This is a genomic window from Peribacillus sp. NPDC058075, assembly GCF_042885195.1.
Lineage (GTDB): Bacteria > Bacillota > Bacilli > Bacillales > DSM-1321 > Peribacillus.
This window is the reverse complement of sequence record NZ_JBHVSL010000001.1, coordinates 120,719-143,609: the sequence shown is the minus strand read 5'-3', so window position 1 is coordinate 143,609 and position 22,891 is coordinate 120,719. Positions and strand designations below refer to the sequence as shown.

Genomic DNA, 22,891 nt, shown 5'->3' with positions numbered 1-22,891 from the left:
TTCATATGACTCTGTATACATATATTTTCCATATGCTGCCTTTCTTTGTGAAAACCCTATCTATTACCAATCCGTTTTCCTTCGCGTTGTTGATTGGGATGGCAGAAAATATATACTTCCCGCCTAATCCTTTAAACGCATCCATATTAAGGTCCAAATTTTCCAGCTCTTTCTTTGAGCCTTTCTTGAACATATAATGCTTCCCAAGCTCATCGGTATATAGGTAACAACGTCCTCCCCATTCATCAAAGTAGATTCTGATGTTTTTATTCTTAGCCAATTCGTTTTCAATTATTTGACGAAATTGATGTTTGTAAGAAAGCGGATAGAAATTGTTATAGCTATCGAGGGTGTAAAATCCATTAAATTGTGCGATTGCAGGATGCAGTCCAATGCTAGCAACACGATACTCTTCCTGTGGAAGGTCAATATGATCTTTTATTTCCTGAAAAAGGCTTTCTGAATAGAACTCTTTAAAGGAAGGTTTTTTATTGTAAGTGATTTCTTCATTGAAGCCTATTAAGATCAAAATTTGAACGGCGATGAAAATAGAAAGGGTTTTCTTAGCATAATCGCTTTGTTCCCAAATGATTTTTATCGCGAGGGCAAAGCCCAAGTAAATCACCATCGGCCTTAAAAAGTGAAATCTGGCAAAATTAAAGGTATCCAAAGTGTGAAACCTTTCCGTTAAAGGAAGCCAGCCTTTATAAAACCAAAATGCGTACCATGCTGAGAGTATAAAATTCAAGCCGAATAAAAATACATATACCTTTTCCTGTCTCCACAGTTTTTTGGTCAGAATGATATAAAGGGCAAAGACGGTAATCGGCAGAATGATAAGCGCATGTACAGTCATGACATGCGTATGCCCAAGAACGAAATTTTTGAAAGTAAGCTTGATGACCCGATCGAGCGGCAGCCTGGCGTGAAAATATTCATCTCTGCTGTTTGGCTCCGAATCAAAAATGAAGGAAGACACCAAACGATACTCCACCAAACCAAAAATGAAGGTCATATACACGATCGAAAGAAGGAATGGTATATTCCACCCTTTTCTCCGGATCACATCCGTTAACCAATGAAAGCCCATTGCAACTAGGAAAAAGAAAAAACCAAGCACAATGCTTGAATAAAGCGGTAAAAGTGTAAGGACCAAATAATTCTTCCACGAATGGTCCTTGCTGCGAATATTCAAAAAAGCCCAAAGTGCCAGCGGCATCCCAAGTGTACTGAGCATGCCCGATGGCCAAAATGGGGTAAGGGCAAAGGCCAAGGATGTTCCAACCCTGATCCAACCTGATTGACTTCCTGTAACCAAATGTTTCTTTAATAAGATATACATACCCAAGAATGCAATGAATCTTGTTAATGCCTGGCTTATTGCATATGCAACCATTGTCGGAAAAAGTGCATAAAGCCACACGATAATACTGAACTCACTGCCAAAGGCATTTCGGGGCAGCCCATTCATGATCTGGGGAATTTTGGCGTCTATCGAACCGAATAACTCACCGCTTTCTGAAAGGACTTTATACCAGGCAAGGTTGGAATCCAAATTATCATGTACGCGAATATGAGCATTTTCTCCAAGGATGAATAAAGGAGAAAGATATAAAACAATGACGATTAAGGCAAAAAGGATTTGTGTTCTCTCTTGTTTTTCAATTGGCAAAATATACACCTCTTGACTCAATTCATATATCCATAATATTTGCTTCAAAGGTAAATCTATTCTTTTTCAGGGATTTATTTTCACCTTTTTTGATATAGGTCAACCAATTGCCACATAAAATGAAGGGTAGAACAAAAAGCATATAAAAGAACCTTAAAAAGGGGCTGGGCTATGATAAAGAAAGCGGTGATTCCAGCAGCCGGTTTAGGAACACGATTTTTACCTGCTACGAAAGCTCAACCAAAGGAAATGCTGCCGATAGTCGATAAGCCAACCATTCAATATATTATCGAGGAAGCGGTTCAATCAGGGATTACAGATATTATCATCGTTACGGGTAAAAACAAACGTGCCATTGAAGATCATTTCGATAAATCCATTGAACTAGAAATGCTCCTGCAAATGAAAGGTCAAAATGAGCTACTTAAGATCGTGGAGAACATTTCCAACATGGTGGATATCCACTATGTAAGACAAAAGGAACCATTAGGTCTGGGGCATGCAGTTTTGTGTGCCAAAACTTTTATCGGAGACGAACCTTTTGCCGTCCTGTTAGGGGATGATATCGTGGATAGCCAGGTTCCAGCTTTGAAGCAGTTAATAGAACGGTATAACAAGGTTCAAGCGAGCATTATCGGATGTAAGGAAGTGTCACCTGCCGATGTCTCCAAGTATGGGATCGTAAATTTCCAAGAACGATATGAGGATTTATTTCTGGTAAGAAACCTAGTGGAAAAGCCAAAAGTGGAGGATGCACCTTCAACACAGGCGATTATTGGCCGATATATTTTATCACCTGAGATTTTTGAAATCCTTGAAACCGTACAGCCCGATCGGAAGGGGGAGATCCAGCTTACCGAGGCTTTAGACCTTTTGTTAGAAAAGGAACCATTATACTCGTATATCATCGAAGGAAATCGATATGACGTCGGCGATAAATTCGGCTTCCTTCAAGCTTCAATAGATTTCGCCATGAAACGACCTGAACTTCGTGATCAGCTAATAACCTATTTAAGGCAGCTGTTCCCTTAATCAAGTATATAACCCAAGCTCAATTGCCTAGAGGTGATTGGGCTATTTTCACATTGGATTCAACCCTTTAATGGTAAGATTTCGACGTACCATAATCTCTAAGCTAAATATACCTGTCTTCTATAAATGCTTCCGTGAAATGTAAATGCAAGTGAAAATGTTGGACAAAGAAAGAATAATTTATTAAAAGTGAGGTTATGTTGATAACGTATCTTAATAAATGATCCAAACAACGATATCCAGAAAGGATTGTACATGCATAAAAAAACTAATAATCCGATAATATCAGATGAATTCTTAGATCAAGTGGTTAAGGAAATCAATGCAGAATTTGGCGGTCCCATTAATGAAAAAACTGATCGTTTCCAACATGGAGACGATGAAGAAAGAAGTTAAATCCCACATCATTAAATCTAAGCTTTCATGAAAACCTCTGGCTCTATTCAGCCAGAGGTTTTTTATGGCTAACTTAAGTAGCTTTTTTTCTTCATAGAATTATCCGCCCTTTCTTTAACGACTTGTCCAAACCAATTTAGCTTATCCTCATAGAATGATTACATGTAATTATTTTATAGAAAGGGGAAAAACTACATTGAGCCACGCTGATGATGTCTACCGCACTCCTCCAAAGGTTCCAAAAGGAAGGCTGATTTCCGGACATACAAAGGAGTTTCAAACTGATCCCATTGGCTTTCTGACCCGCCTGGCCAAGGAATATGGGGAAGTCGCTAAATTCCGTTTTGGACCATTCCATAATGTTTATCACATTTCAAATCCTGATTTAATAAAACAAATACTCGTAACAAAACAAAAATCCTTCGTCAAATCCAAGGACTTCAATGTTTTAAAACCGCTTGTCGGTGAAGGTCTACTTACAAGCGAAAAAGACTATCATATGCGACAGAGAAGGCTTATCCAACCCTCTTTCAAAATGACTCATATTAGCCAATACGCCAAGGATATGATCGATACCACAATGGATTATATATCAACTTGGCAACATGAAGATGAACGGATCATAACGAAGGATATGATGAACATCACTCTCGGGATAGTCAGCAAGACCATGTTCAGCATGGAATTCAAAGGTGGGTATGAAATTGTTGGAAAACCGCTGGAAACCGCATTAAGAATAACAGTCAAAAGGATGAGAAAGATTTTTCGTATGCCATTATGGGTACCGACTAAAATCAACCGTAAATATAAAAAGGCGATACAAAGGCTTGATAAAGTGATTTACGCCATAATTGAAAAACGGAAGAACGACATAGTAAAACATGAAGACATGCTTGGGATCCTGATGGACGCCCGTGATGACAAAGACGGATTGGGTATGACAAGCCTTCAGGTCCGTGATGAATTAATGACTATTTTTCTTGCCGGTCATGAAACGACAGCAAATGCTCTTTCCTGGGCACTGTATGAAATTTCGAAACACCAAGAAATTCAATCCAAGCTTTTCAGTGAAGTGAATAGCATTATCGGTCACCGGACACCCAAGGCTGAAGATTTCATGAAATTACCATACACTCAAAATATCATTCATGAAACACTTCGCGTTTATCCGCCATCGTATATTTTATCCCGTGATGTGGCGGAGGATGTCGTAATAGGAGGATATCGCTTCAAAAAAGGCGATATGATTCTAATAAGTTCTTACGTGATGCAGCATAATCCAGAGTATTTTGATCAACCTGAATCATTTATTCCAGAGCGATTTGAAAATAACTTTTTGAAAAGCCTGCCTGCGTTCGCTTACTTTCCATTTGGCGGAGGACCTCGGGTTTGTATCGGCAATCATTTTGCCATGATGGAAGCAGTGCTTGTCCTGGCCTGCATTACAAAGCGGTATAGGATAAAGCTTGCTCCTGACCATCATGAAGTAACCCCTCTTCCATCCCTTACACTCAGACCCAAGAATGGACTGCGCATGGTGATAGAAGAAAGAGATGCAGAAGCCTTCGGATCTGGCACATCCAATTTTTGAAGTAAAAACAACGAACTCATGGTTCGATTAACGCCTAAGACTGACTGGCCTATTCTTTTAGAAAGGAGGGATGAAAAAATGTATATGCTCCATTCACCACGGAAGGGAATCATCCACACTGAATTGCACTATTTAGGGATGGCCTCACAGGTATATACCGGTTATTTGGAATTTCTAAGCGAAATTGAACCGATACAAGAAACCGAATACCTACAGCCGCCCCCTCTCCCCTTTTTATATGAAAACGGATAGTCCCGTTAGCTTCTCCCGTTTCGTACCTTATATTAAAAGAAAAACCGACCTTGAATGGTCGGTTTTTTGTTATTCAGCAGTATGTTCCGCTAGTGCTGGCTCCAGCAATTACTAAAAGGATAAACAGAACGATTATAAAGGCGAAACCTCCGCCAAATCCAAACCGCCATCACTCCTTATTCATTTTTATGGAAGGACTTGAACTGATTACATCATCTTATTCTCTACCAAACAAAATCTCAGAAATATTACGATTATACAGAATTATTTTTCTCTCTTTTCAATATGTATTTCATTCAATAGAGAGCCTTGCGCCGATTTGTTCATTTTTCCTATGATTCATTTCATAAAATCCAAATACTTTCAGATAATAAGAACAATTCCTTCCTTACCGATTAGGAATCTATTCCAGTTCACCTGACTAAATTGACATTTTTCCGATTCATGATATATTAATATAATACTTTAACACGTGAAAGCGTTCAACAAAAGAAGAAATTCCTAGTTTTACTGATAGACTATTTTATTAAAAGGAAAGGCATGAATAAAATGGAGAAGACTCATCAAGATTTAAAAAAGGGCCTATTGCCGAGGCATGTCCAGTTCATTGCTTTAGCAGGAATGATAGGAACAGGGATTTTTAAGGGGAGTTCCGATACATTAAATATGGCAGGTCCAAGTGTTGTAATAGCCTATTTAATAGGGGGGCTATTGTTATTTATTGTAATGACCGCATTAGGGGAGATGGCAACCGCTTTTCCTAATTTGAACGTACAGCATCTCATTAATAAAGCTTTTGGGTTTCAACTATCCTTCATTGTCGGATGGCTCTATTGGTTTAACTGGATTATCGTGATCATTGTGGAAATAGTCGCAGCCGGAAGCTTTCTACAATATTGGTTTCCTGCAGTACCATTATGGCAGTTAAGTATCCTTTGCGCTTCAGTAATTATAGGGATAAATTTGTTTCAAGTTAAATACTATGGAGAACTCGAATTTTGGTTCGCAGGAATTAAAATTATAACCTTGATTGCCTTTATTATTTTAGGGGCTTTGATCATGCTAGGACTTTTTCCTAGTTCTGCTTCATTTTCTAATTACACGGAACATGGTGGTTTTTTCCCCAAAGGAATTGACGGAATGTTAAGTGCACTTTTAGTCGTAATGTTTTCATATGGTGGTGCAGAATTAATTGGGGTAGCCGTTACGGAAACAAAAGATAGTCAGCGAGTCATACCAAAAATCATTAAAGGAACAGTATGGCGGGTGATTCTTTTTTATGTCTTGCCGATATTTATTATTTGCGGGGTAATACCTTGGAACCAAGTAAGCACTGAAGTAAGTCCTTTCGTTCAGGTTTTCAGCTTATCGGGTCTTCCCGGAGCCGCGGATATCATGAATTTCGTTCTGTTAACCGCTGTCTTATCAGCTGCAAATTCAGGTATATACGCTACTTCAAGGACACTGTTCACTCTTTCCCAAAATGGGGAAGCGCCTAAGGCATTTTTAAAAACAACGAAAAAGGGTATCCCGCTTAATGGTATATTTTTAACTACATTATGCATATTGGCTGGTGTGTTTTTATCCTATTTGTATCCAGAACTGATTTTAAGCTACCTTATGGCCATTCCTGGATTCACAGTTTTATTATTATGGATCAGTATTTGTTCCGCGCAATTGAAGCTGCGTAAGCAATACATTGGCAAACCAGGTTTCAAGGTAAAATGGTACCCATATACAACTATATTAGCCATCACGGCATTAAGCATTATCTTTTTGGCATTTATCTTTAATAAGCAAAACATCATTGGAACTACAGTATGTCTTGTCACGTTAATGATATTTATCCTTCTTTCCTTTATTGTGAAACAAAAAAAATAGAAATATAATTCCCCCTGCCTTTAATGGGGACTTCAGACTGTAGGCAAACTCGATGAAAATCGAGTTTGCCTACAGTTTTTTTAGTGCTAGTACGGTTTGAACGTCGATTGGAACGCAGGGCACTCGCTTTTCTTTAAATTTGTCTCTAGTTTGACGGTTCCATCAATAGAAATGTTCTCACCCCTAACCATGATTTTAACAAACTTGGTTACGCCTTTTGGGATGTAATCCTGCGACATCCCTGCCGAATAACTGGCTAGTCGAGCCCCAGCTAGATGCTTGCTTTGATGAGCCCTTGGCAGCAAGTCGGCGGAAAGAGAGCGGATTTCTGAATTTTTTTTCTGAAGAATTAAAGTGAAACAAATTTGGATTTAAAATAATCGTTTGCTCCATTTTCAACAAACATATGTTAAAATAACCAATGAACCAATCATCCTACAAATTCGAGGTGTATATTTTGACCATATCTAAAACAAATCGCTTATCACTTGTAGAACAAGTGGTTTCCCAAATCGAATCGTTAATCGAATCAGGTAAATGGAAGATTGGAAATCAAATCCCCCCTGAAATGGAATTGATCCAACAGTTCGATGTAAGCAGAAATACATTAAGGGAAGCTGTACGATCACTTGTTTATGCAGGACTTTTAGTAACGAAACAAGGAAAGGGGACATTCGTAAGGTCATCAAGTGCCTTGGGGGCTGCTTTTGAAAGAAGGATCCAGCAGTCAAGTTTATTAGAAACGTTAGAGGTCCGTCATGCCCTTGAAAGAGAGGGAGCTCAGTTAGCGGCATTAAGACGTAATCAAGAAGATATAGAACAATTGCGGTTTCATATAACAGCATGCAGCAAAGCTGCCGAAGCAAAGGATATCAAAGCTTACGAAGAAGCCGATATAAAGTTGCATAAATCGATTATGGGTTCCTCACATAATGATTTATTGATTGATTTGTACGAACATATGGAACACCCCCTGCATGAATCCATCCATCAGATAGTGGAGATGAGTTCTGATGTGAACTTTCATTTGGACATTCATTGCAAACTTGTAGATGCCATCATCGAACAAGATGTGAACCGGGCAATCGAAACAGTGAATGAATACATTGCACAATTCAAAAAATCTATAGAGTAAGTAAGGAGGAGATTATGGGCATTCATCAAGCGGCAAATCAACTAGAACAAACAAAAATGGATATTAAACCCAGAGTTGGACTACTCATCATGGGAATCATGCTTCTTGGGGCAAATCTGAGAGCCCCCCTAACATCGGTTGGCCCCCTTGTCACTTCGATCCGTGATAACTTGGGGATATCTAATACACTATCAGGTTCATTAACGACATTGCCTTTGCTTTCCTTTGCTTTATTATCACCGTTTGCACCTAGGATAGCACGGCGTTTTGGAATGGAGCTTACGCTTTTCCTTTCCTTGATATTACTAACAATCGGAATAGGAATACGCTCAGTTGGCGGAGTGCCGACATTGTTCATTGGGACTATTTTTATCGGGTTAGCCATTGCAATCGGCAATGTATTGTTACCAAGTCTGATTAAACATAACTTTGCCAGGAACATCGGTTTGATGACAGGAACTTATGCTGTTTCCATGAATTTATTCGGCGCAATAGGTTCCGGGATCAGCACTCCCCTTGCTTCTTCTTCGGGATTGGGATGGGCTGGTGCCCTTGGATGTTGGGGAATTTTATCGCTTATTACAGTTTTCTTATGGATGCCGCAATTAAGACAGCCATCCAAGTCAGGGAAGGATATACAAACGGCACAAAAGGATAAAAAGATTAACTTATGGCGTTCTGGTTTAGCCTGGCAGATAACATTCTTCATGGGTTTGCAATCGTTTATTTTCTATACAGTAATTACCTGGATGCCGGAAATCCTGGAGCAAAAAGGCCTGGACGCTGATGAAGCTGGTTGGATGCTATCCCTCATGCAGCTTGCAGTCATCCCACTAACATTCCTTGTGCCAATTTTAGCGGGCCGCTTACAAAGTCAGCGTCAGTTAGTGGTCCCGCCTGTCGTCTTCCTTATTGCAGGGATATTCGGCATATTATATGGAAGCACTCCCTTCATACCAGTATGCATGATATTGATTGGGATTGGAGTTGGAACCATATTCAGTTTATCGATGATGTTCTTTAGTCTTCGAACACAAAGCACCCATGAGGCGACGGAATTATCAGGAATGGCTCAATCATTCGGGTACCTCTTAGCTGCCATTGGACCAGTATTATTCGGCTTGCTTCATGACATTACACACAGCTGGACAGTTCCCTTATTGATGTTGGCCGCAATATCGGCACTTATTTTCATTGTTGGAATGCGCGCAGGAAATAATGAATATGTAACTACTCATTAAAGCCAGTAAAGGTAAAAAAGTTTCTAAACTTCCATGGCCCCGGTATTGTACCGGGGCCAATTACATACCAGCCACTGATAGCAGTACGACAGGTTCCTATTTCGTGACTTTCATTTCGAATAAAGAGAATGGTCTGTGGTTTAAATTGGGAAGGAATGTATGGCGTTCTCGCTTCGGTCATTTCGTGGCTCCCTTATCTTTAGTAAATTATCAGCCTTAAACTCTGTCAGATAAGTAAGTTTCACCTTCTCCTTTTGAAGAAAAAAGAAATGACCTAGGCTTAGACGAGGTAAATTTATTTGCTGCATATTACTGTTCATTATCAGTGGGGTAAAGTACAAAGTGAAAAATGCCTTAATTCTGATCTCAATCCATGTCTTCTTCAAATGGATATAAAATATTAGGATTTAAACCATACCGATCAATGAAATTCTTTCGAGTGAACATCTTAATTTCTTTTAATTCAGAGGGAGTTGGAAATGAAGAAACTTTATATACAGGAATGTGTTCAATATTAATTAACTGCCCTAAATCTGTGGTTAAGATATCAAACCCATTTTTTCTGAAAAGTGAGTCTATATCGGAAAAATCCATTACATAAATATTGAGTTTGTTTCCGAAATGATATTTTAATACTTCACGAATATAATCTTTCTCTATATATGATCGGCAAATTAATGCAGTCTCTATAACCATTTGGTTTTGTTTTCTTAAAATCGAAGCTTGGACCAACATGAATATCTCTAATATTTCTATATTTTCAAAAGAAATAGCAAATTCATCCGATATGTATTGTGCTATTTCTTCAATGATCACAAATAACTCATTATTCTCAAAATAAGGAACGAATTGTAAAATATTATTTATTCTCGTATCCGTTTTTAACTGTAAGTCAAACGATATCCCACGAAGAGTTTGTGCAAATTCGTACATGAAAATATCATCCTGAGAAACATCCAGCCCAATTTTCTTTGATAGATTACTTACAAATTGACCTAAAGGCTTACCGCTATCCGAATGAAGTTTGGAACGAATGTACCGAAGTTCCTGGGTACGATTTAAAGACATTTCTTCGCTCATAAAATATAAAGAAAAAAATAAAATTTCAGAAATCTGTTTCTCCCTATTTGGACATTTCACCATGAATTTAAATAGTTTCTTTGATATTTCAAATGCTGTGGATGTTTCATTTTCATCTATAACCACTTTTGGAAATGTCACAAAACAATTATGGGTTATGCGAATGTTGGAGATATGAAGGATTATCGCTAGTCTTTGTATGGCACCCATGTGTAAAGAAGTTGTATGTTCCTTTAATAGCTCCAATAAAGTGTCTTGAAACTCCTTAAGATTAAAGGAAGTAATAAAATCATTTAAATTGCCGGACATATACTCTACATACTGCATGATGAATCTTCTGATCTTTATTTCATCCCCAACAATTTTAAACGGACTATTTGATAATTGAACTTCGGCATTTTTTAATACTTCTTCTATTTTTTCTAACTGTCTGTATACTGTGGAGCGACTAATATGTACTTTTTGAGTAATGTATTTTATCGTTACTCCATTGTTAAAAAGAATTAATTCCAAGGTTTGAAAATAGGTGTTTTCACTTTTAAGATGAAACCAAAGTTCTTCTAAGGTGCCGTTTTTAGGTTTCATTAACCTTACGCCCTGCACTTCATTCTTATCAATTTTCCATTCAGGTGGAAGATTTGAACCCATATGCAATATATCACGCCATAATGTACTTTTCGAATAACCTGTTTTTTTTGATAGCTCTGATAAACTACACCAGTTATCCTCATAAAATAAATGATACAGCAGTTTTGAATAGCGGTCAGTAAATCGATTCATACAATCACCTTTAACTTTATTGATTTTCATATCTTTTCTTATTAAAAATAAGAATATATAAAAGTTGAGCATTAATACCTAAAATTTTAATTACCCCACGTTTTTTTAAAAGCAACAGAAAATAAACACTACTTACTACCCAAATTTACCATAATTTTATTCCTGCGTCGTTTCATATGTGGTATGGGGAAATCAATTATTGAAACTTATCTTTGATGTAACAAGCATGACCCGTCGATTACTATCAACAAGCTATGTATAGTTGTAAGGTATAAAATATAAATGCGGTTAGTAATATAACCCAAATTAACAATGAAGCATTTCATTTTAGAGACAATTTCTTTTGCATTATCAATCGTTAAGCAATGATGTTTTCTTTACAGCATTCATTTGTTCTGGACAAAAAAACACCTCATTCTTTTATAGAGGATTTAAGAGAATACACCTTAAAAGAATGCAGTGCTTACTATTTAAATAGCAACGCCTCAAAAGCAATGCTCCATGTAAAAAAATCGGTAAAGAGGTTAATGAAAATGAAAAGTTAAATTGATAGAAGGCATCCATATTGAGAAGAAGAACAAGTTATTCATAGGTTTAATACATTCCCCAACAAGGTTCAATAGAATATTGAAGATACATCGTCTTTATATGTTGATGTGATAAGTCAAGAAAATGACTGTGTAGAATCGCTTGACAGCCTGGTGTGTCATCTGCCATTCTATTCAACAACCGCTACTCAACAATTTTCATAAGGGGACCCCTTTTGTAGATTCTCTACATAAGCCGGGTTAGTCTTTATCAAATGGGATATATGCGCTAATTCGAACTTTTCATGCTTAGCATCAAAGGAAAGAAGCTCTGCTTTTAAATCATTTCTATAGATGTAAATAATTTTATATTCCCTTGATTTATAAATAACTTTATCACCAATCTTCATAAGCACGCTCATTTCTATTGTAGATTTAAAAAGGCTCCCAAAAATGAATTCATTTTCAAAAGATAGGATGATATGGGGATATTCATCCAGGATCTTTCTTTTTTAAAATGATGGTATGCAGTTCTATCGCTTTTATATTTTCAACCAGTCTTTTTCTTGTAAGCTCAATCTCTCTGAAATTCAAACCATTTCGGTTATTGGATAAACTTACTAAATTGTCGATATCTTGATAAATCTGTTTAAATGTTATTCTCATATTTTGGTTTGCCTCCTTTTCATTGTAAGGAAGGTAATGATTAAACGGGCTTTGGTATATCTGCTAAATTTGTCTGCATGCAGCAGTTCTCTTTAATGAATTAACTCGTATCACACGACGAAAGAATCATTGGGCTAATTTGGACGGTTCAAGTACTTCCTTTACAATTTCCACGACCCGCTCTTGATCTTCAAATGTCATACCCGAACCGGACGGCAAACATAAACCTTGTTCAAATAACATACTTGAAATGCTTTTATCGCCGCTTTCTGTAAAAAATGCTGCATTTTTAAAGACAGGCTGTAAATGTAATGGTTTCCATACTGGTCTGGACTCAATATTTTCTGCTTCTAACGCATTAATCACGTCAATGGATCGTACTCCATTGATTTTGTCGTCTATTGTTAATGCGGTAAGCCAGCGATTCCCCATCGTATCTTTTAATTCAGGCATGAAGGTAATGCCGGGTATGTTCCTTAACGATTTTTTATACCGATCAAAAATTTCTCTCCGAACTTTTACACGGTCATCCAATACTTCTAATTGAGCACGGCCGATTCCAGCTAGAATATTGCTTAGGCGATAGTTATATCCAATCGAGCTATGCTGATAATGAAGCGCTTGATCACGTGCTTGTGTAGATAGGAAGAGAGCCTTATGTATGTATTCCTCGTTATTTGAAACCAGCATGCCCCCTCCAGAAGCTGTTATGATTTTATTTCCATTAAACGAATAAATCCCTATATCACCAAACGCTCCTGTTTGCTTCCCCTTGTATGTGCCACCAAGGGATTCGGCCGCATCCTCTATTAAAGCAACCTTATATTTCCCGCAAATGCTCTTGATCTCATCTACCTTTGCACTTTGTCCAAATAGATGGACCAAAATTACAGCTTTTGGAATTTCCCGATTTTTCCTCGCATATTCCAAAGCCAGTTCCAATGCCTTAGGTGACATATTCCATGTATCAGATTCGGAATCAATAAAAACAGGCTTCGCACCTTGATAGATGATAGGATTGGCACTGGCTATAAAAGTTAATGAAGAACAGAATACAGTATCACCAGTGGTGACTCCCAATACTTGCAATGCCAAATGAATGGCCGCAGTTCCTGAACTTACTGCCAACGCCCCCTTAATGCCTGCATATTTGGCAAATTCTTCTTCCAAAGCTTTTACGTTCGGTCCTAGCGGCGCTATCCAATTTGTCTCGAACGCTTGGCTAATGTACATTTGTTCATTCCCACTCATATGAGGAGGCGAAAGATACAATCTTTTATTCTCCATCCCACACACTCCTTATTCTATTATCCTGGCTGGGGACCCCACAGCCGTAGATGCATCAGAAATGTCTTTAATAACTGTTGCACCGGCACCAACCGTACACCATTCCCCGATAGTTATCCCTGGTATGACCGTAGAACCAGCTCCTATCAAGGTACCAGTTCCTACCTTGACAGCTCCTGTCAGGGTAGCACTTGGTGCTATATGGATAAAGTCATCAAGATGGGTATCATGCTCAATGACTGAAGACGTATTAACAATGACGTGACTCCCCACTTTAGCGCCAGCGTTTAAGACGGCATTAGGCATAATGACCGTTCCTTTACCTATGGAGACATTTTTACCCACTATAGCAGTTGGATGAATGACTGTCTCATAATCCATTACATCTAAATTCAGTTCGTTTACGATTTTTAATCTTAAATCGTTCCTGCCTATCGCAATAATTACCTTAAATTCAAAATGAATAAACAAGCTTTTATAGCTTAAGATGGGTCCAAAATATACATTTCCCTTTCTTTTCAGCACTTCGTATCGATCATCTAAAATGGCCATGAGCCGATATTCACCCATTGCTTCAACAATATCTTGAACAACTTTTGAGTGCCCGCCCGCACCGATTATTATGATTTTCTTCAATTCAAACCACTTCTCACATCATCAAATTTGGAGTTTCTTGTTTCCTCGTTGTACAGTTGAGTATTGGTAAACCTTAAATCCATTTCATTCATCCTATTATCCAACAAATTTTCGGGTTGTGACATGGCCTTCCTGGGTAATGGCTTCTTGTTTACATACCTTAATCAAGGTAAGGTATATGATCTTCATATCCAGTAAAAAGGAGTGATTTTCAACGTACCAGACATCAAGCTCAAACTTTTTCTCCCATGAGATTGCATTTCGTCCATTCACTTGGGCCCACCCCGTCATTCCAGGCCGGACATCATGCCTCCTTGCTTGTTCGGAAGTATATAACGGGAGATATTCCATTAATAATGGCCGTGGGCCTACAAAACTCACATCCCCTTTCATGATATTGAATAATTGAGGTAATTCATCTAAACTTAATTTTCTAAGTAATTTCCCGAAATCGGTTAATCTCTTCTCATCAGGAACCAAATCCCCTTTTTCATCTTTTTCATCTGTCATCGTTCTGAACTTATATAAATAAAATGGTTTGCCATTAAGGCCTGGCCGCTTCTGCTTAAAAATGACAGGTGAACCTAATTTCAAACGGATGAGGATGACGATTAACAGCATAAGAAGTGAACAGGATATAAGCGCCAGACAAGATATCAATAATTCAAAAACCCGTTTCATTTTTCCCTCCCAAATTACGATTGTGTACCGCTATCAAGTAAACGAAGGAATACTTCAGATAAGCTATACAGAATTCTAGTCATTAATTCCAAATTTCATCGCATCTATTATTCTTACTTCTCTTTAACACTTTTAATAAGGTGAATATATTGTCCAATTTCATTCATTGAAAAACGGAAATTATCAAATTTGCTTGAATGTGTAAACACTTGCGTCACCTTTTCTGGTAATGGCAAACATCACCTGGATATGGGCCATTGTCACGGTATGGGAACTTTACTGTTTTTCCTATAATTTGCTAAATTCAACATTCTATCTTTTAACGTTTCTTCGCTCATGACATCATATGTTGTGATAATCTCTTTTATCGCTTTCCAATTTACCCCTCTTGGTTTTCCAATATGAATTTTCGGATAAATCTGATTTAAGTAAACTTCATCTTCCCCAAGCAATTCTTCGTATAATTTTTCTCCTGGCCGAATTCCAGTATAAGTTATCCCAATTTCTTCAACGTTGTAACCTGACAGTTGGATAAGCTTTTTAGCGAAATCGACAATTTTGACAGGTTCGCCCATATCAAGTACGAATACCTCTCCTCCTTTGGCCAGAACTCCTGCCTGAATGACTAATCTCGAAGCTTCCGGAATCGTCATGAAATAGCGAATCATATCCGGATGAGTGACTGTCAAAGGTCCTCCTTTTTTTATTTGTTTTTTAAAGAGTGGGATGACGCTGCCATTGCTGCCAAGGACATTTCCAAATCGAACCGTTACAAATTTAGTATGACTCGACAAACTCTTATACTGGATCATCATCTCTGCCAAACATTTAGAAGCACCCATTATACTTGTCGGATTGACGGCTTTATCTGAAGAAACCATGACAAAAATATCGACCATGCCGGCCTCCGATGCCTCCGCAACGTTCATCGTGCCTATCATGTTATTTTTCACCGCTTCTTTAGGGTTGGACTCCATAAGCGGTACATGCTTATGAGCGGCTGCATGATAGACGATATTAGGCCGATGATGGTCGATTACCTGAAACATCCTCCTCCGGTCCTGAATGTCCGCGATTTCGGTAACGATTTCAATTGTATCTGCATAAGCCTCCCGCAACTCCAACTCGATCGCATATATGCTGTTTTCACCATGCCCGAGCAATACAATTTTAGCTGGATTATACTTCATGATCTGACGACAGATTTCCGATCCAATTGAACCGCCGGCACCGGTTACTAAAATTGTGCTATCAACAATCTTTTCTGAAATCCCTTTATCATCAAGTTGAACGGGTAAGCGGCCCAATAAGTCTTCCATCCGGATATCCTGCAATTCATTAATCGGAACCTTACCTTGAACAATCGCTTCCAGGCTAGGGACAATTTGAGTCTTTTTGCAAGCTTTGGTGCATTCCGAAAGAATCGCATTTATTTCCTCTCTTTTCAAAGAAGGGATCGCAATCACGATATGTTCGATCTTGTATTGCTCGACCACTTGAGAAATATCTTTTGTTGCTGCTACAACTGGTATATTGAAGATTTCTAAACCAAGCTTCGCTTTATCATCATCAACGAATGCAACCGGGACTAAGTCTATATTACTGGATTTTAACAACCGACTCGTTATCATCGTCCCGGCAGATCCGGCTCCAACGATCAATGTTCTTTTTTTATCGGGTGATTGCTTCATGTATCGTTCAAAATAGATCCTCCATGCCAAACGTGAACACCCAATCATGGCCATATATAGAATACAAGTAATGAAAAGTTCTCTACTATATAGAAAATGGGTAAAGTATAGCTGAAAGGCGGCAGTAATCGTAATGGAAAAGGCCGTTACTTTGAATATATTGAACATTTCCTTGATACTGGCGTATTCCCACGCCTTTTTATAGAGTTTTAAATAAGCAGTAAAGAAATAATGACATAAGAGCAAAATAAGCGTAATTGTCATTGTAAATGACGATATTTCATTATACGGATGTAATAACCAATAACTTAAAAATACAGCCGTCACAACAATCACAGCGTCAAGTAAGACTAATGTGAAAAGGCGGTTATAATATGTCAAATCTACTTCTCCCCATATTAATATTTTTAGTCAAACAAGCATTCTTTAACTTTCATCCCGTACAAAACATTCTCGGCATTTTCATTAAAGGCGTCGACTATTCCTTGTCCAAAATTCTTCTCAATCAACTTATGTGCTTCCCTGAGTTGAAAACCTCTGTTTCCAACATTATGAGCATCTGATGCAATAAAATGAGTAAGACCTGACTGAACCAAATATTTGGAAAACCTTTTTGTTCTCCATCCGAATTTACCTGTGATGCTCCCTGCTGTTATTTGTGAATATGCACCCTTCCAGATTAATTCTTTTAAAATTTGCGGATTTTTCATTATTTCCATATTCCGCTCTGGATGTGCGATGATTGGTGTCATCCTTTTCATTTGCAGATCATAAATTAATCGTTCCGTATACCTTGGCACATGGTTTGAAGGCAATTCGAGAAGGATGTACTGCGAACCATTCAAGCCCATGATTTCATTATTATCATAATCATCTGAGAGTTCATCGGATATCCTTATTTCCTGCCCAGGCCATACTTTTAGCGGGATTTCCAGGTCATCTAGGAATAGGTTTAATTTTGCCGTTTCATTCATGACTAATCCCTTATCATTATCATATATTCCCTTATTATAATGAGGGGTTGCTATGATATTGGAAATTCCTTGTTCTACAGCTTTTCTAGCCATTTCTATACTTTCATGGATATCTCGGGCACCATCATCGACCTTCGGTAAAATATGACAATGGATATCAATCATCGTTATCCCTCTTTTGCCTAACCGCGAATGCTAAACTTATACAACTTTCTTTTAAACTACTTATTTTATTTACCATAGTAGTAGTATTCGTCAGGATATTTTTGTTTTTTCTTATTTAGGATTGCTCCCAAAAGCTTTGCATTTGCATTCTCGAGCAATTCCTTCGCTTTTTGTGCTTGCTGTATTTCAGTGCTTCCGCTGCTCACCACCAAAACAACGCCGTCCGTCATGCTTGCTAGTACTTGAGCATCTGTGACTGCATTGACAGGCGGTGTGTCCAATATGACTAAATCATAATTAAGCTTTGCTTCATCCAACACTGTCACCATTCCGTTAGACCCAAGTAACTCCGATGGGTTTGGGGGGATTGGGCCACTTGTCAGCACATCTAAATTAGGGTAGATGGTGGGTTGTACAGCATCAAGTAATTGATTTTGCTTTGATATGATATTCGTTAACCCCAAGTAGTTCTCCATATTAAAATTAGTATGAACACTCGGCTTTCTCAAATCTGCATCTATGATGAGAATGCGTTTCCCTTGCTGAGAAAAAACTGCTGCGACATTGATTGAAGTCGTCGATTTTCCTTCACCTGCATTTGCAGAGGTGAAAATCATGGACCTTATGTCTTTTTCCACAGCGGAAAATTGGAGGTTCGTTCGAATTGTCCTATATTGCTCCACAACCGGTGACTTCGATTTCAACATGGAAATACTGCTTCTTTTTTTAATCTCCGTCATTTTATGCCGTTTATTGCGTGTCAAGCTTTTCACCTCTTGAGGTTGTAATTACAGATTTATAACTTCCGTTTTTTTTTATTTTCCATTAAATTCACGATACCTAACATCGGAATCTTTAAATGTTCTTCGATATCAGACTCAACCTTGATTGTTTTGTCGAAAAATTCGATCATGAATGTAAGAATTAAACTTATGATTGCCCCCGCAACACATGCAACGATTGTATTCATGATCGGGTTCGGTTTTATAGGTGAGGAATTATCTCCTATAGTTGCTTTGGATAAGACATTCACATTGTCCACATTCATAAGCGTTTTTATTTCATCTTGGAATATATCCGTAATCGCACTGGCGACACTAACGGCAATTTCAGGGTTAGCACCCTCAACTTTAATGGTAAATATTTGTGAATTACCATTACTGACAATTTTGATTTGATTCGATAATGCTGTATTTGATATATCAAGATTCAGTCGTTTTTTTACTTTTTCTAACATCATTGGACTTTTTATGATTTCGCTGTACGTTTCAATCAATTGAATATTGGTTTGAATTTCACCTACATTGTATAGCTCTGACTTTTGTTTAGATTGATTGACCAAGATTTGTGTAGAAGCTTGGTAAACAGGTGAGAGTATGAAAAAGCTAACGATTCCCGTCATTGCCGTGAATAAGGTTGTAATGATAATAATGAGCACGATGTGTTTCTTGATCATTTGAAAAAGATCCTTTATATTGAGTGCCCCCGGCATTCAATCAACTCCATTCCATCTTTAACCTTTTCGTTTGTCACTTTTTTTGTTCTCGGCCTATAATTTTATGACCTTATCAGACAGAAATCCATTTTCCTCCATCACATTTTTTGAATCGAATATTAATGAAGCATGATCATGGACACTTTTCCAGTCAAAACAATTGTGTGGTGTTCCTATGACAACTAAATCTGCTTTTTGAAGAATGACAGCATCGTATTTTTCCACCTGTAGAACTTGTTCATTGATTCGGATTTCTTTTGCATAGGGTTCGATGACGGTTAGATTCTGGACCTTGTTTTGTATTCGTTCAAGTAAGCGGACGACCGGACTTTCCCTTAAATCACCAATATCACTTTTGTAAGTTGCACCTAAAACCACAATATGTGAGTGTTTCATGAGCTTGTCATTGTCTGCAAGCAATTCAAGTATGCGATTATATGAATAGTGAACCATTCCGTCATTGATATCCCCTGCCAGCTCAATCATTTTTGTCCGATGACCATGTTGTTTTGCTTTATAGAGCAAGTAGTATGGATCGACCGGTATGCAATGTCCCCCGACACCAATGCCTGGGGTGAATTTCATGAACCCGTATGGTTTTGAGGATGCTGCATTGATCGTTTCCCATATATCAATTTCCAATTCATTGCATAGTTCCGTCAGTTCATTGACCAAAGCCATGTTAATCCATCGGAAAGTGTTCTCAAAGATTTTGCTTAATTCTGCAACACGGATCCCCTTAACACGTTGTGCTGTCGGACCGATGAACATGCACGCTAGGTCTGTACAGGTTTCCGTCATCCCCCCGATAACTTTTGGCGTGTTGCTTAAATTGAAACTTTTATTTCCTGGATCTATTCTTTCCGGGGAATAAGCTACAAAAAGGTTCTCACCAATCACATATCCCCTATCTGTCAATGGTGTACAGATATACTCTTCTGTCGTTCCTGGATATGTTGTACTTTCCAAAATGACCATTGTTCCTTCGTTCACATGTTCAGCGACAATTTCCCCTACATCCCTCACATATGAGATATCGGGTTCCTTTAACTTATTAACTGGGGTCGGGACACAAATCAATAGGACATTCATGTCTCCAAGCTGCTTCATATCCGCCGTCGCTGTAAAGCGCTTTTGGTTTATCAATTCTCTAAGCACGTCATCATCTACATCATTGATATAATTGATTCCGCTATTTAAACTTTCCACTTTTGCCGTAGAGACATCGAATCCTGTCACCGTATAACCTTTAGATGCATAATGGCAAGCAGTAGGGAGACCAACATACCCCAATCCAATCACTCCGACTTTAGCTGTCTTATTCTTTAATTCACTTTGCAGAGCAGATTTTTGCGAGTAGTGTGCAGTATTTTTTTGTTGTTGTCTTTCTTGCGTTGTCGCTGTTATCATGATTCAACTCCTCCATTTCCCTTATCAGAACATAACGGACAGATAAATTATTAGGCCACAATGAAAATTCACTGCAAAAAACTAGCAAATTCCTAACGCTATCTTTCTTAATCTGCAAAGTTGACCAGATATATCAATTTTTATGATTGAAGTACATACCTAGAGTTCCGCCTTGAAAATTCGCCTTGTAAGTTTCCCATTAATTTTTATCGTCAGCATTAATAAATTATCATATTTATTTTTGTTGCTGGTTCCAGATTTCGAATGAAGCGTTCTGATTTTGAATCATCTACCCTATTTAACCGAATCACCTATTCTTTTGACTTGAGGTACAAGCCATACCCATAAAGCCCCGTACAAGTACATGGTTAGGGTTAAACTAAATCTGTTTTTAGCAAAAACACCTATGAAAATTGGCAAACAGCTGATAAAAACGAACATAGTCTTTTTCTATCCATCTCCATTCTTCTTATCGTTCAGGAAATACAAATCCCCCGATTGTATGACCTTTAACCAAGGGCCATTCATCGGGGGAACTCCAATGTTCAGTCAAAACGTAAATTACATACTACTTTTCAGATGCGTCCTCTGTCATGTCCTTCACTTTGTTAAGAGTCCATTCCTGCTTATCTTTCGTTTCAGTATTTTCATAACGCACCTTGTAAGGTCCCTTTCCTTCAATCACATAGTACCCATTTCCTTTTACACTTTTTCCAGGAGCCAGTTTCGCGCCCAGATTATCTCCTGGATAGATACGTAGTTTTTTATCCTCTTGATTCCATACCGACATTTCAAAAACGTCTACAAATTTTTCTTCTGCCGTTTTATTCGTTGCCTTCAGCTGTAACTGTAAAACTTTTTTCCCTTTTTGATCTGGATGCTCAAGCTGCAATGCTTCCTTAATCCCTATACTTACGCCAGATATGTCTTTCTCCTGTCCTGCATCACCTTTAGTGGCGGAATCTGTTTGTTTTGGCACTGCTGCAGATCCATCCTTAGTATCCTTTTCTCCTGACAGGCAGCCTGTCAAAAATATACTTAATGTAAATAAACAGATTCCAATCATTCTGAACCTTCTCTTCAATAGCATGTTTCCACTCCTTTTAAAATATAAATCCTTAAAGAGAGATTCTTCAGTACCTTTTATCTCATTTATAAATTGGATGTCATTTTCCTTGAAACGAAAACATATTCGACCACTTTAAAACACCTGCTATCCAACATGTAAGAAGGGCCCACTTCCTATAGGAGAGGCCTTCATACATGATTATCACTTTGATTATTCGACTATAGTTTTTGCGACTTCCCGTCCAACTACAAGAGGTCCATTGTCAACTTCAATGACATCTCCTGCTTGCAATCTTCGAGTAACCCCATTTTCATCCACAATAAACCGGCTGTAAATTTGGTAACTTCCATCTGGATTAATGAATCCTGCCCCAGTCTGAGTAAGGGACACTGTTCTCTGAGCTATTCCATTCACTATAAAACGGAGACTCTTGGTTCCCTCCGGTGCCTTGCCCGTAACATAATCGGCATTAGGAGCCACAGGATTCACCTGCAGTTTCACCGCTTCCTTGACTACCGTAATATGAGCTTGTAAGTTCGACGGAGTCCGTAGACCGTAATCAACCGTTACGATATCGCCAGCTTGTAAGGTTATATTATTTCCGTTCTCGTCCACCCCAATATACCTGCTATATATACTGAATGTTCCATCTTCATTGACAGGTGCCGTAAGAAGTGCAGCACCATTTACCAGTAAACGTACGATCGTTGCCCCTTCAGGTGCAGTTCCAGTTATAACCTCTGCATTTTGATACACAGGATTGATTTTGACTGGTTCGCTCGGCATAAACTGCACTACTCTAACAGATGAGCTGTTGCTGACATTCCCTGCCGCGTCTGTCAGAGTGACCGATATTATCGTATTGACAGGTTGATTGGGAATCGCAATCTTGAATTTTCCGTCTGGACCAACTACCCCAGTATATTTATTGGAATTAACGGTGACCGTGACATTTGCTTCAGGCTCACCGCTTCCTGTCACTTCCTTACTGTTTGTTGTAACTTCATTCAGCCTCGGTGGATTAGGAGCCATTATATCCTTATCCAATAAATCTTCCGCTTTGTTCAGTAACTCCTGCAGGCGGTCTTTTTCTGCACCTTCTGGAAGTTTATTGACCGCTTCTTGGGCTTCATCAATCGCCCCTTGATCCGTCGTTCCTTCCAATGTATCGAACTTATCGTCCGTGAACAGATCTTCCACTTTGTTCTTCGCATCGGTTAGGTCTTTTTC

Annotated in this window: 20 protein-coding genes and 1 pseudogene; 7 read left to right on the top strand and 14 right to left on the bottom strand. The window is 38.3% G+C overall.

Annotated features, from left to right (window positions below; all coding sequences use genetic code 11):
* Position 1: 1 nt before the first annotated feature.
* A complete protein-coding gene (locus ACFVS1_RS00735) occupies positions 2 to 1,672 on the bottom strand; it encodes a DUF6044 family protein (protein ID WP_387544681.1) in 1,671 nt (556 codons plus the stop codon).
* 171 nt (positions 1,673 to 1,843) lie between these two features.
* Here ACFVS1_RS00735 and galU point away from each other — a divergent pair, with 171 nt between their 5' ends.
* The 4 genes from galU to ACFVS1_RS00715 all read left to right on the top strand — a co-directional run bounded on the left by galU (position 1,844) and on the right by ACFVS1_RS00715 (position 4,943).
* Positions 1,844 to 2,704, top strand: a complete 861-nt coding sequence (galU, locus tag ACFVS1_RS00730) for a UTP--glucose-1-phosphate uridylyltransferase GalU (RefSeq protein ID WP_387544680.1) — start codon at positions 1,844 to 1,846, stop codon at positions 2,702 to 2,704.
* 255 nt (positions 2,705 to 2,959) lie between these two features.
* Positions 2,960 to 3,100: a bacitracin ABC transporter ATP-binding protein gene (locus tag ACFVS1_RS00725; RefSeq protein WP_352925791.1), complete on the top strand. Its 141-nt coding sequence runs from the start codon at positions 2,960 to 2,962 to the stop codon at positions 3,098 to 3,100.
* A gap of 196 nt (positions 3,101 to 3,296) precedes the next feature.
* A complete protein-coding gene (locus ACFVS1_RS00720; protein ID WP_387544679.1) occupies positions 3,297 to 4,691 on the top strand; it encodes a cytochrome P450 in 1,395 nt (464 codons plus the stop codon).
* 78 nt (positions 4,692 to 4,769) lie between these two features.
* Complete coding sequence (locus ACFVS1_RS00715; RefSeq protein ID WP_170971702.1) at positions 4,770 to 4,943, top strand: hypothetical protein; 174 nt, start codon at positions 4,770 to 4,772, stop codon at positions 4,941 to 4,943.
* A gap of 73 nt (positions 4,944 to 5,016) precedes the next feature.
* On the opposite strand, the pseudogene ACFVS1_RS00710 reads toward ACFVS1_RS00715, so the two are convergent.
* Positions 5,017 to 5,103: pseudogene (locus ACFVS1_RS00710) on the bottom strand (YjcZ family sporulation protein); the annotation flags it as partial.
* Positions 5,104 to 5,492: 389 nt separating this feature from the next.
* Here ACFVS1_RS00710 and ACFVS1_RS00705 point away from each other — a divergent pair.
* The 3 genes from ACFVS1_RS00705 to ACFVS1_RS00695 all read left to right on the top strand — a co-directional run bounded on the left by ACFVS1_RS00705 (position 5,493) and on the right by ACFVS1_RS00695 (position 9,200).
* Positions 5,493 to 6,824 (top strand): amino acid permease, encoded by a 1,332-nt coding sequence (locus tag ACFVS1_RS00705; RefSeq protein WP_387549142.1) that lies wholly within the window; start codon positions 5,493 to 5,495, stop codon positions 6,822 to 6,824.
* 457 nt (positions 6,825 to 7,281) lie between these two features.
* Positions 7,282 to 7,959: a FadR/GntR family transcriptional regulator gene (locus tag ACFVS1_RS00700; protein WP_352925787.1), complete on the top strand. Its 678-nt coding sequence runs from the start codon at positions 7,282 to 7,284 to the stop codon at positions 7,957 to 7,959.
* Positions 7,960 to 8,015: 56 nt separating this feature from the next.
* Positions 8,016 to 9,200: a CynX/NimT family MFS transporter gene (locus tag ACFVS1_RS00695; RefSeq protein ID WP_352926018.1), complete on the top strand. Its 1,185-nt coding sequence runs from the start codon at positions 8,016 to 8,018 to the stop codon at positions 9,198 to 9,200.
* A gap of 366 nt (positions 9,201 to 9,566) precedes the next feature.
* Here the strand turns inward: ACFVS1_RS00695 and ACFVS1_RS00690 are convergent, their stop codons facing one another.
* The 12 genes from ACFVS1_RS00690 to ACFVS1_RS00635 all read right to left on the bottom strand — a co-directional run.
* A complete protein-coding gene (locus ACFVS1_RS00690; RefSeq protein ID WP_387544677.1) occupies positions 9,567 to 11,060 on the bottom strand; it encodes a BglG family transcription antiterminator in 1,494 nt (497 codons plus the stop codon).
* Positions 11,061 to 12,079: 1,019 nt separating this feature from the next.
* The gene (locus ACFVS1_RS00685; RefSeq protein WP_387544676.1) at positions 12,080 to 12,253 is read right to left on the bottom strand and encodes a hypothetical protein; all 174 of its coding nucleotides are present in this window, start codon (positions 12,251 to 12,253) and stop codon (positions 12,080 to 12,082) included.
* Positions 12,254 to 12,379: 126 nt separating this feature from the next.
* Positions 12,380 to 13,540, bottom strand: coding sequence for a DegT/DnrJ/EryC1/StrS family aminotransferase (locus tag ACFVS1_RS00680; RefSeq protein ID WP_387544675.1), 1,161 nt, complete (start codon positions 13,538 to 13,540; stop codon positions 12,380 to 12,382).
* Positions 13,541 to 13,552: 12 nt separating this feature from the next.
* Positions 13,553 to 14,176, bottom strand: a complete 624-nt coding sequence (locus ACFVS1_RS00675; RefSeq protein ID WP_352925781.1) for an acetyltransferase — start codon at positions 14,174 to 14,176, stop codon at positions 13,553 to 13,555.
* 96 nt (positions 14,177 to 14,272) lie between these two features.
* Positions 14,273 to 14,857 carry a sugar transferase gene (locus ACFVS1_RS00670; protein WP_352925779.1) on the bottom strand — a complete coding sequence of 195 codons (585 nt, stop codon included), beginning with the start codon at positions 14,855 to 14,857 and terminating at the stop codon, positions 14,273 to 14,275.
* A gap of 260 nt (positions 14,858 to 15,117) precedes the next feature.
* Positions 15,118 to 16,929 (bottom strand): polysaccharide biosynthesis protein, encoded by a 1,812-nt coding sequence (locus ACFVS1_RS00665; RefSeq protein WP_387544673.1) that lies wholly within the window; start codon positions 16,927 to 16,929, stop codon positions 15,118 to 15,120.
* A gap of 26 nt (positions 16,930 to 16,955) precedes the next feature.
* Positions 16,956 to 17,687 (bottom strand): tyrosine-protein phosphatase, encoded by a 732-nt coding sequence (locus ACFVS1_RS00660; protein ID WP_387544671.1) that lies wholly within the window; start codon positions 17,685 to 17,687, stop codon positions 16,956 to 16,958.
* 65 nt (positions 17,688 to 17,752) lie between these two features.
* Positions 17,753 to 18,460 (bottom strand): CpsD/CapB family tyrosine-protein kinase, encoded by a 708-nt coding sequence (locus ACFVS1_RS00655; protein ID WP_352925773.1) that lies wholly within the window; start codon positions 18,458 to 18,460, stop codon positions 17,753 to 17,755.
* Between the two features lie 23 nt (positions 18,461 to 18,483).
* On the bottom strand, positions 18,484 to 19,179 hold the full coding sequence (locus tag ACFVS1_RS00650) for a YveK family protein (RefSeq protein WP_387544670.1): 696 nt from the start codon (positions 19,177 to 19,179) through the stop codon (positions 18,484 to 18,486).
* 57 nt (positions 19,180 to 19,236) lie between these two features.
* Positions 19,237 to 20,592 (bottom strand): nucleotide sugar dehydrogenase, encoded by a 1,356-nt coding sequence (locus ACFVS1_RS00645; RefSeq protein WP_352925769.1) that lies wholly within the window; start codon positions 20,590 to 20,592, stop codon positions 19,237 to 19,239.
* A gap of 568 nt (positions 20,593 to 21,160) precedes the next feature.
* Complete coding sequence (locus ACFVS1_RS00640; protein ID WP_387544669.1) at positions 21,161 to 21,682, bottom strand: DUF4352 domain-containing protein; 522 nt, start codon at positions 21,680 to 21,682, stop codon at positions 21,161 to 21,163.
* Positions 21,683 to 21,871: 189 nt separating this feature from the next.
* The coding region (locus ACFVS1_RS00635; RefSeq protein ID WP_387544668.1) for an Ig-like domain-containing protein at positions 21,872 to 22,891 on the bottom strand (1,020 nt) is incomplete at its 5' end.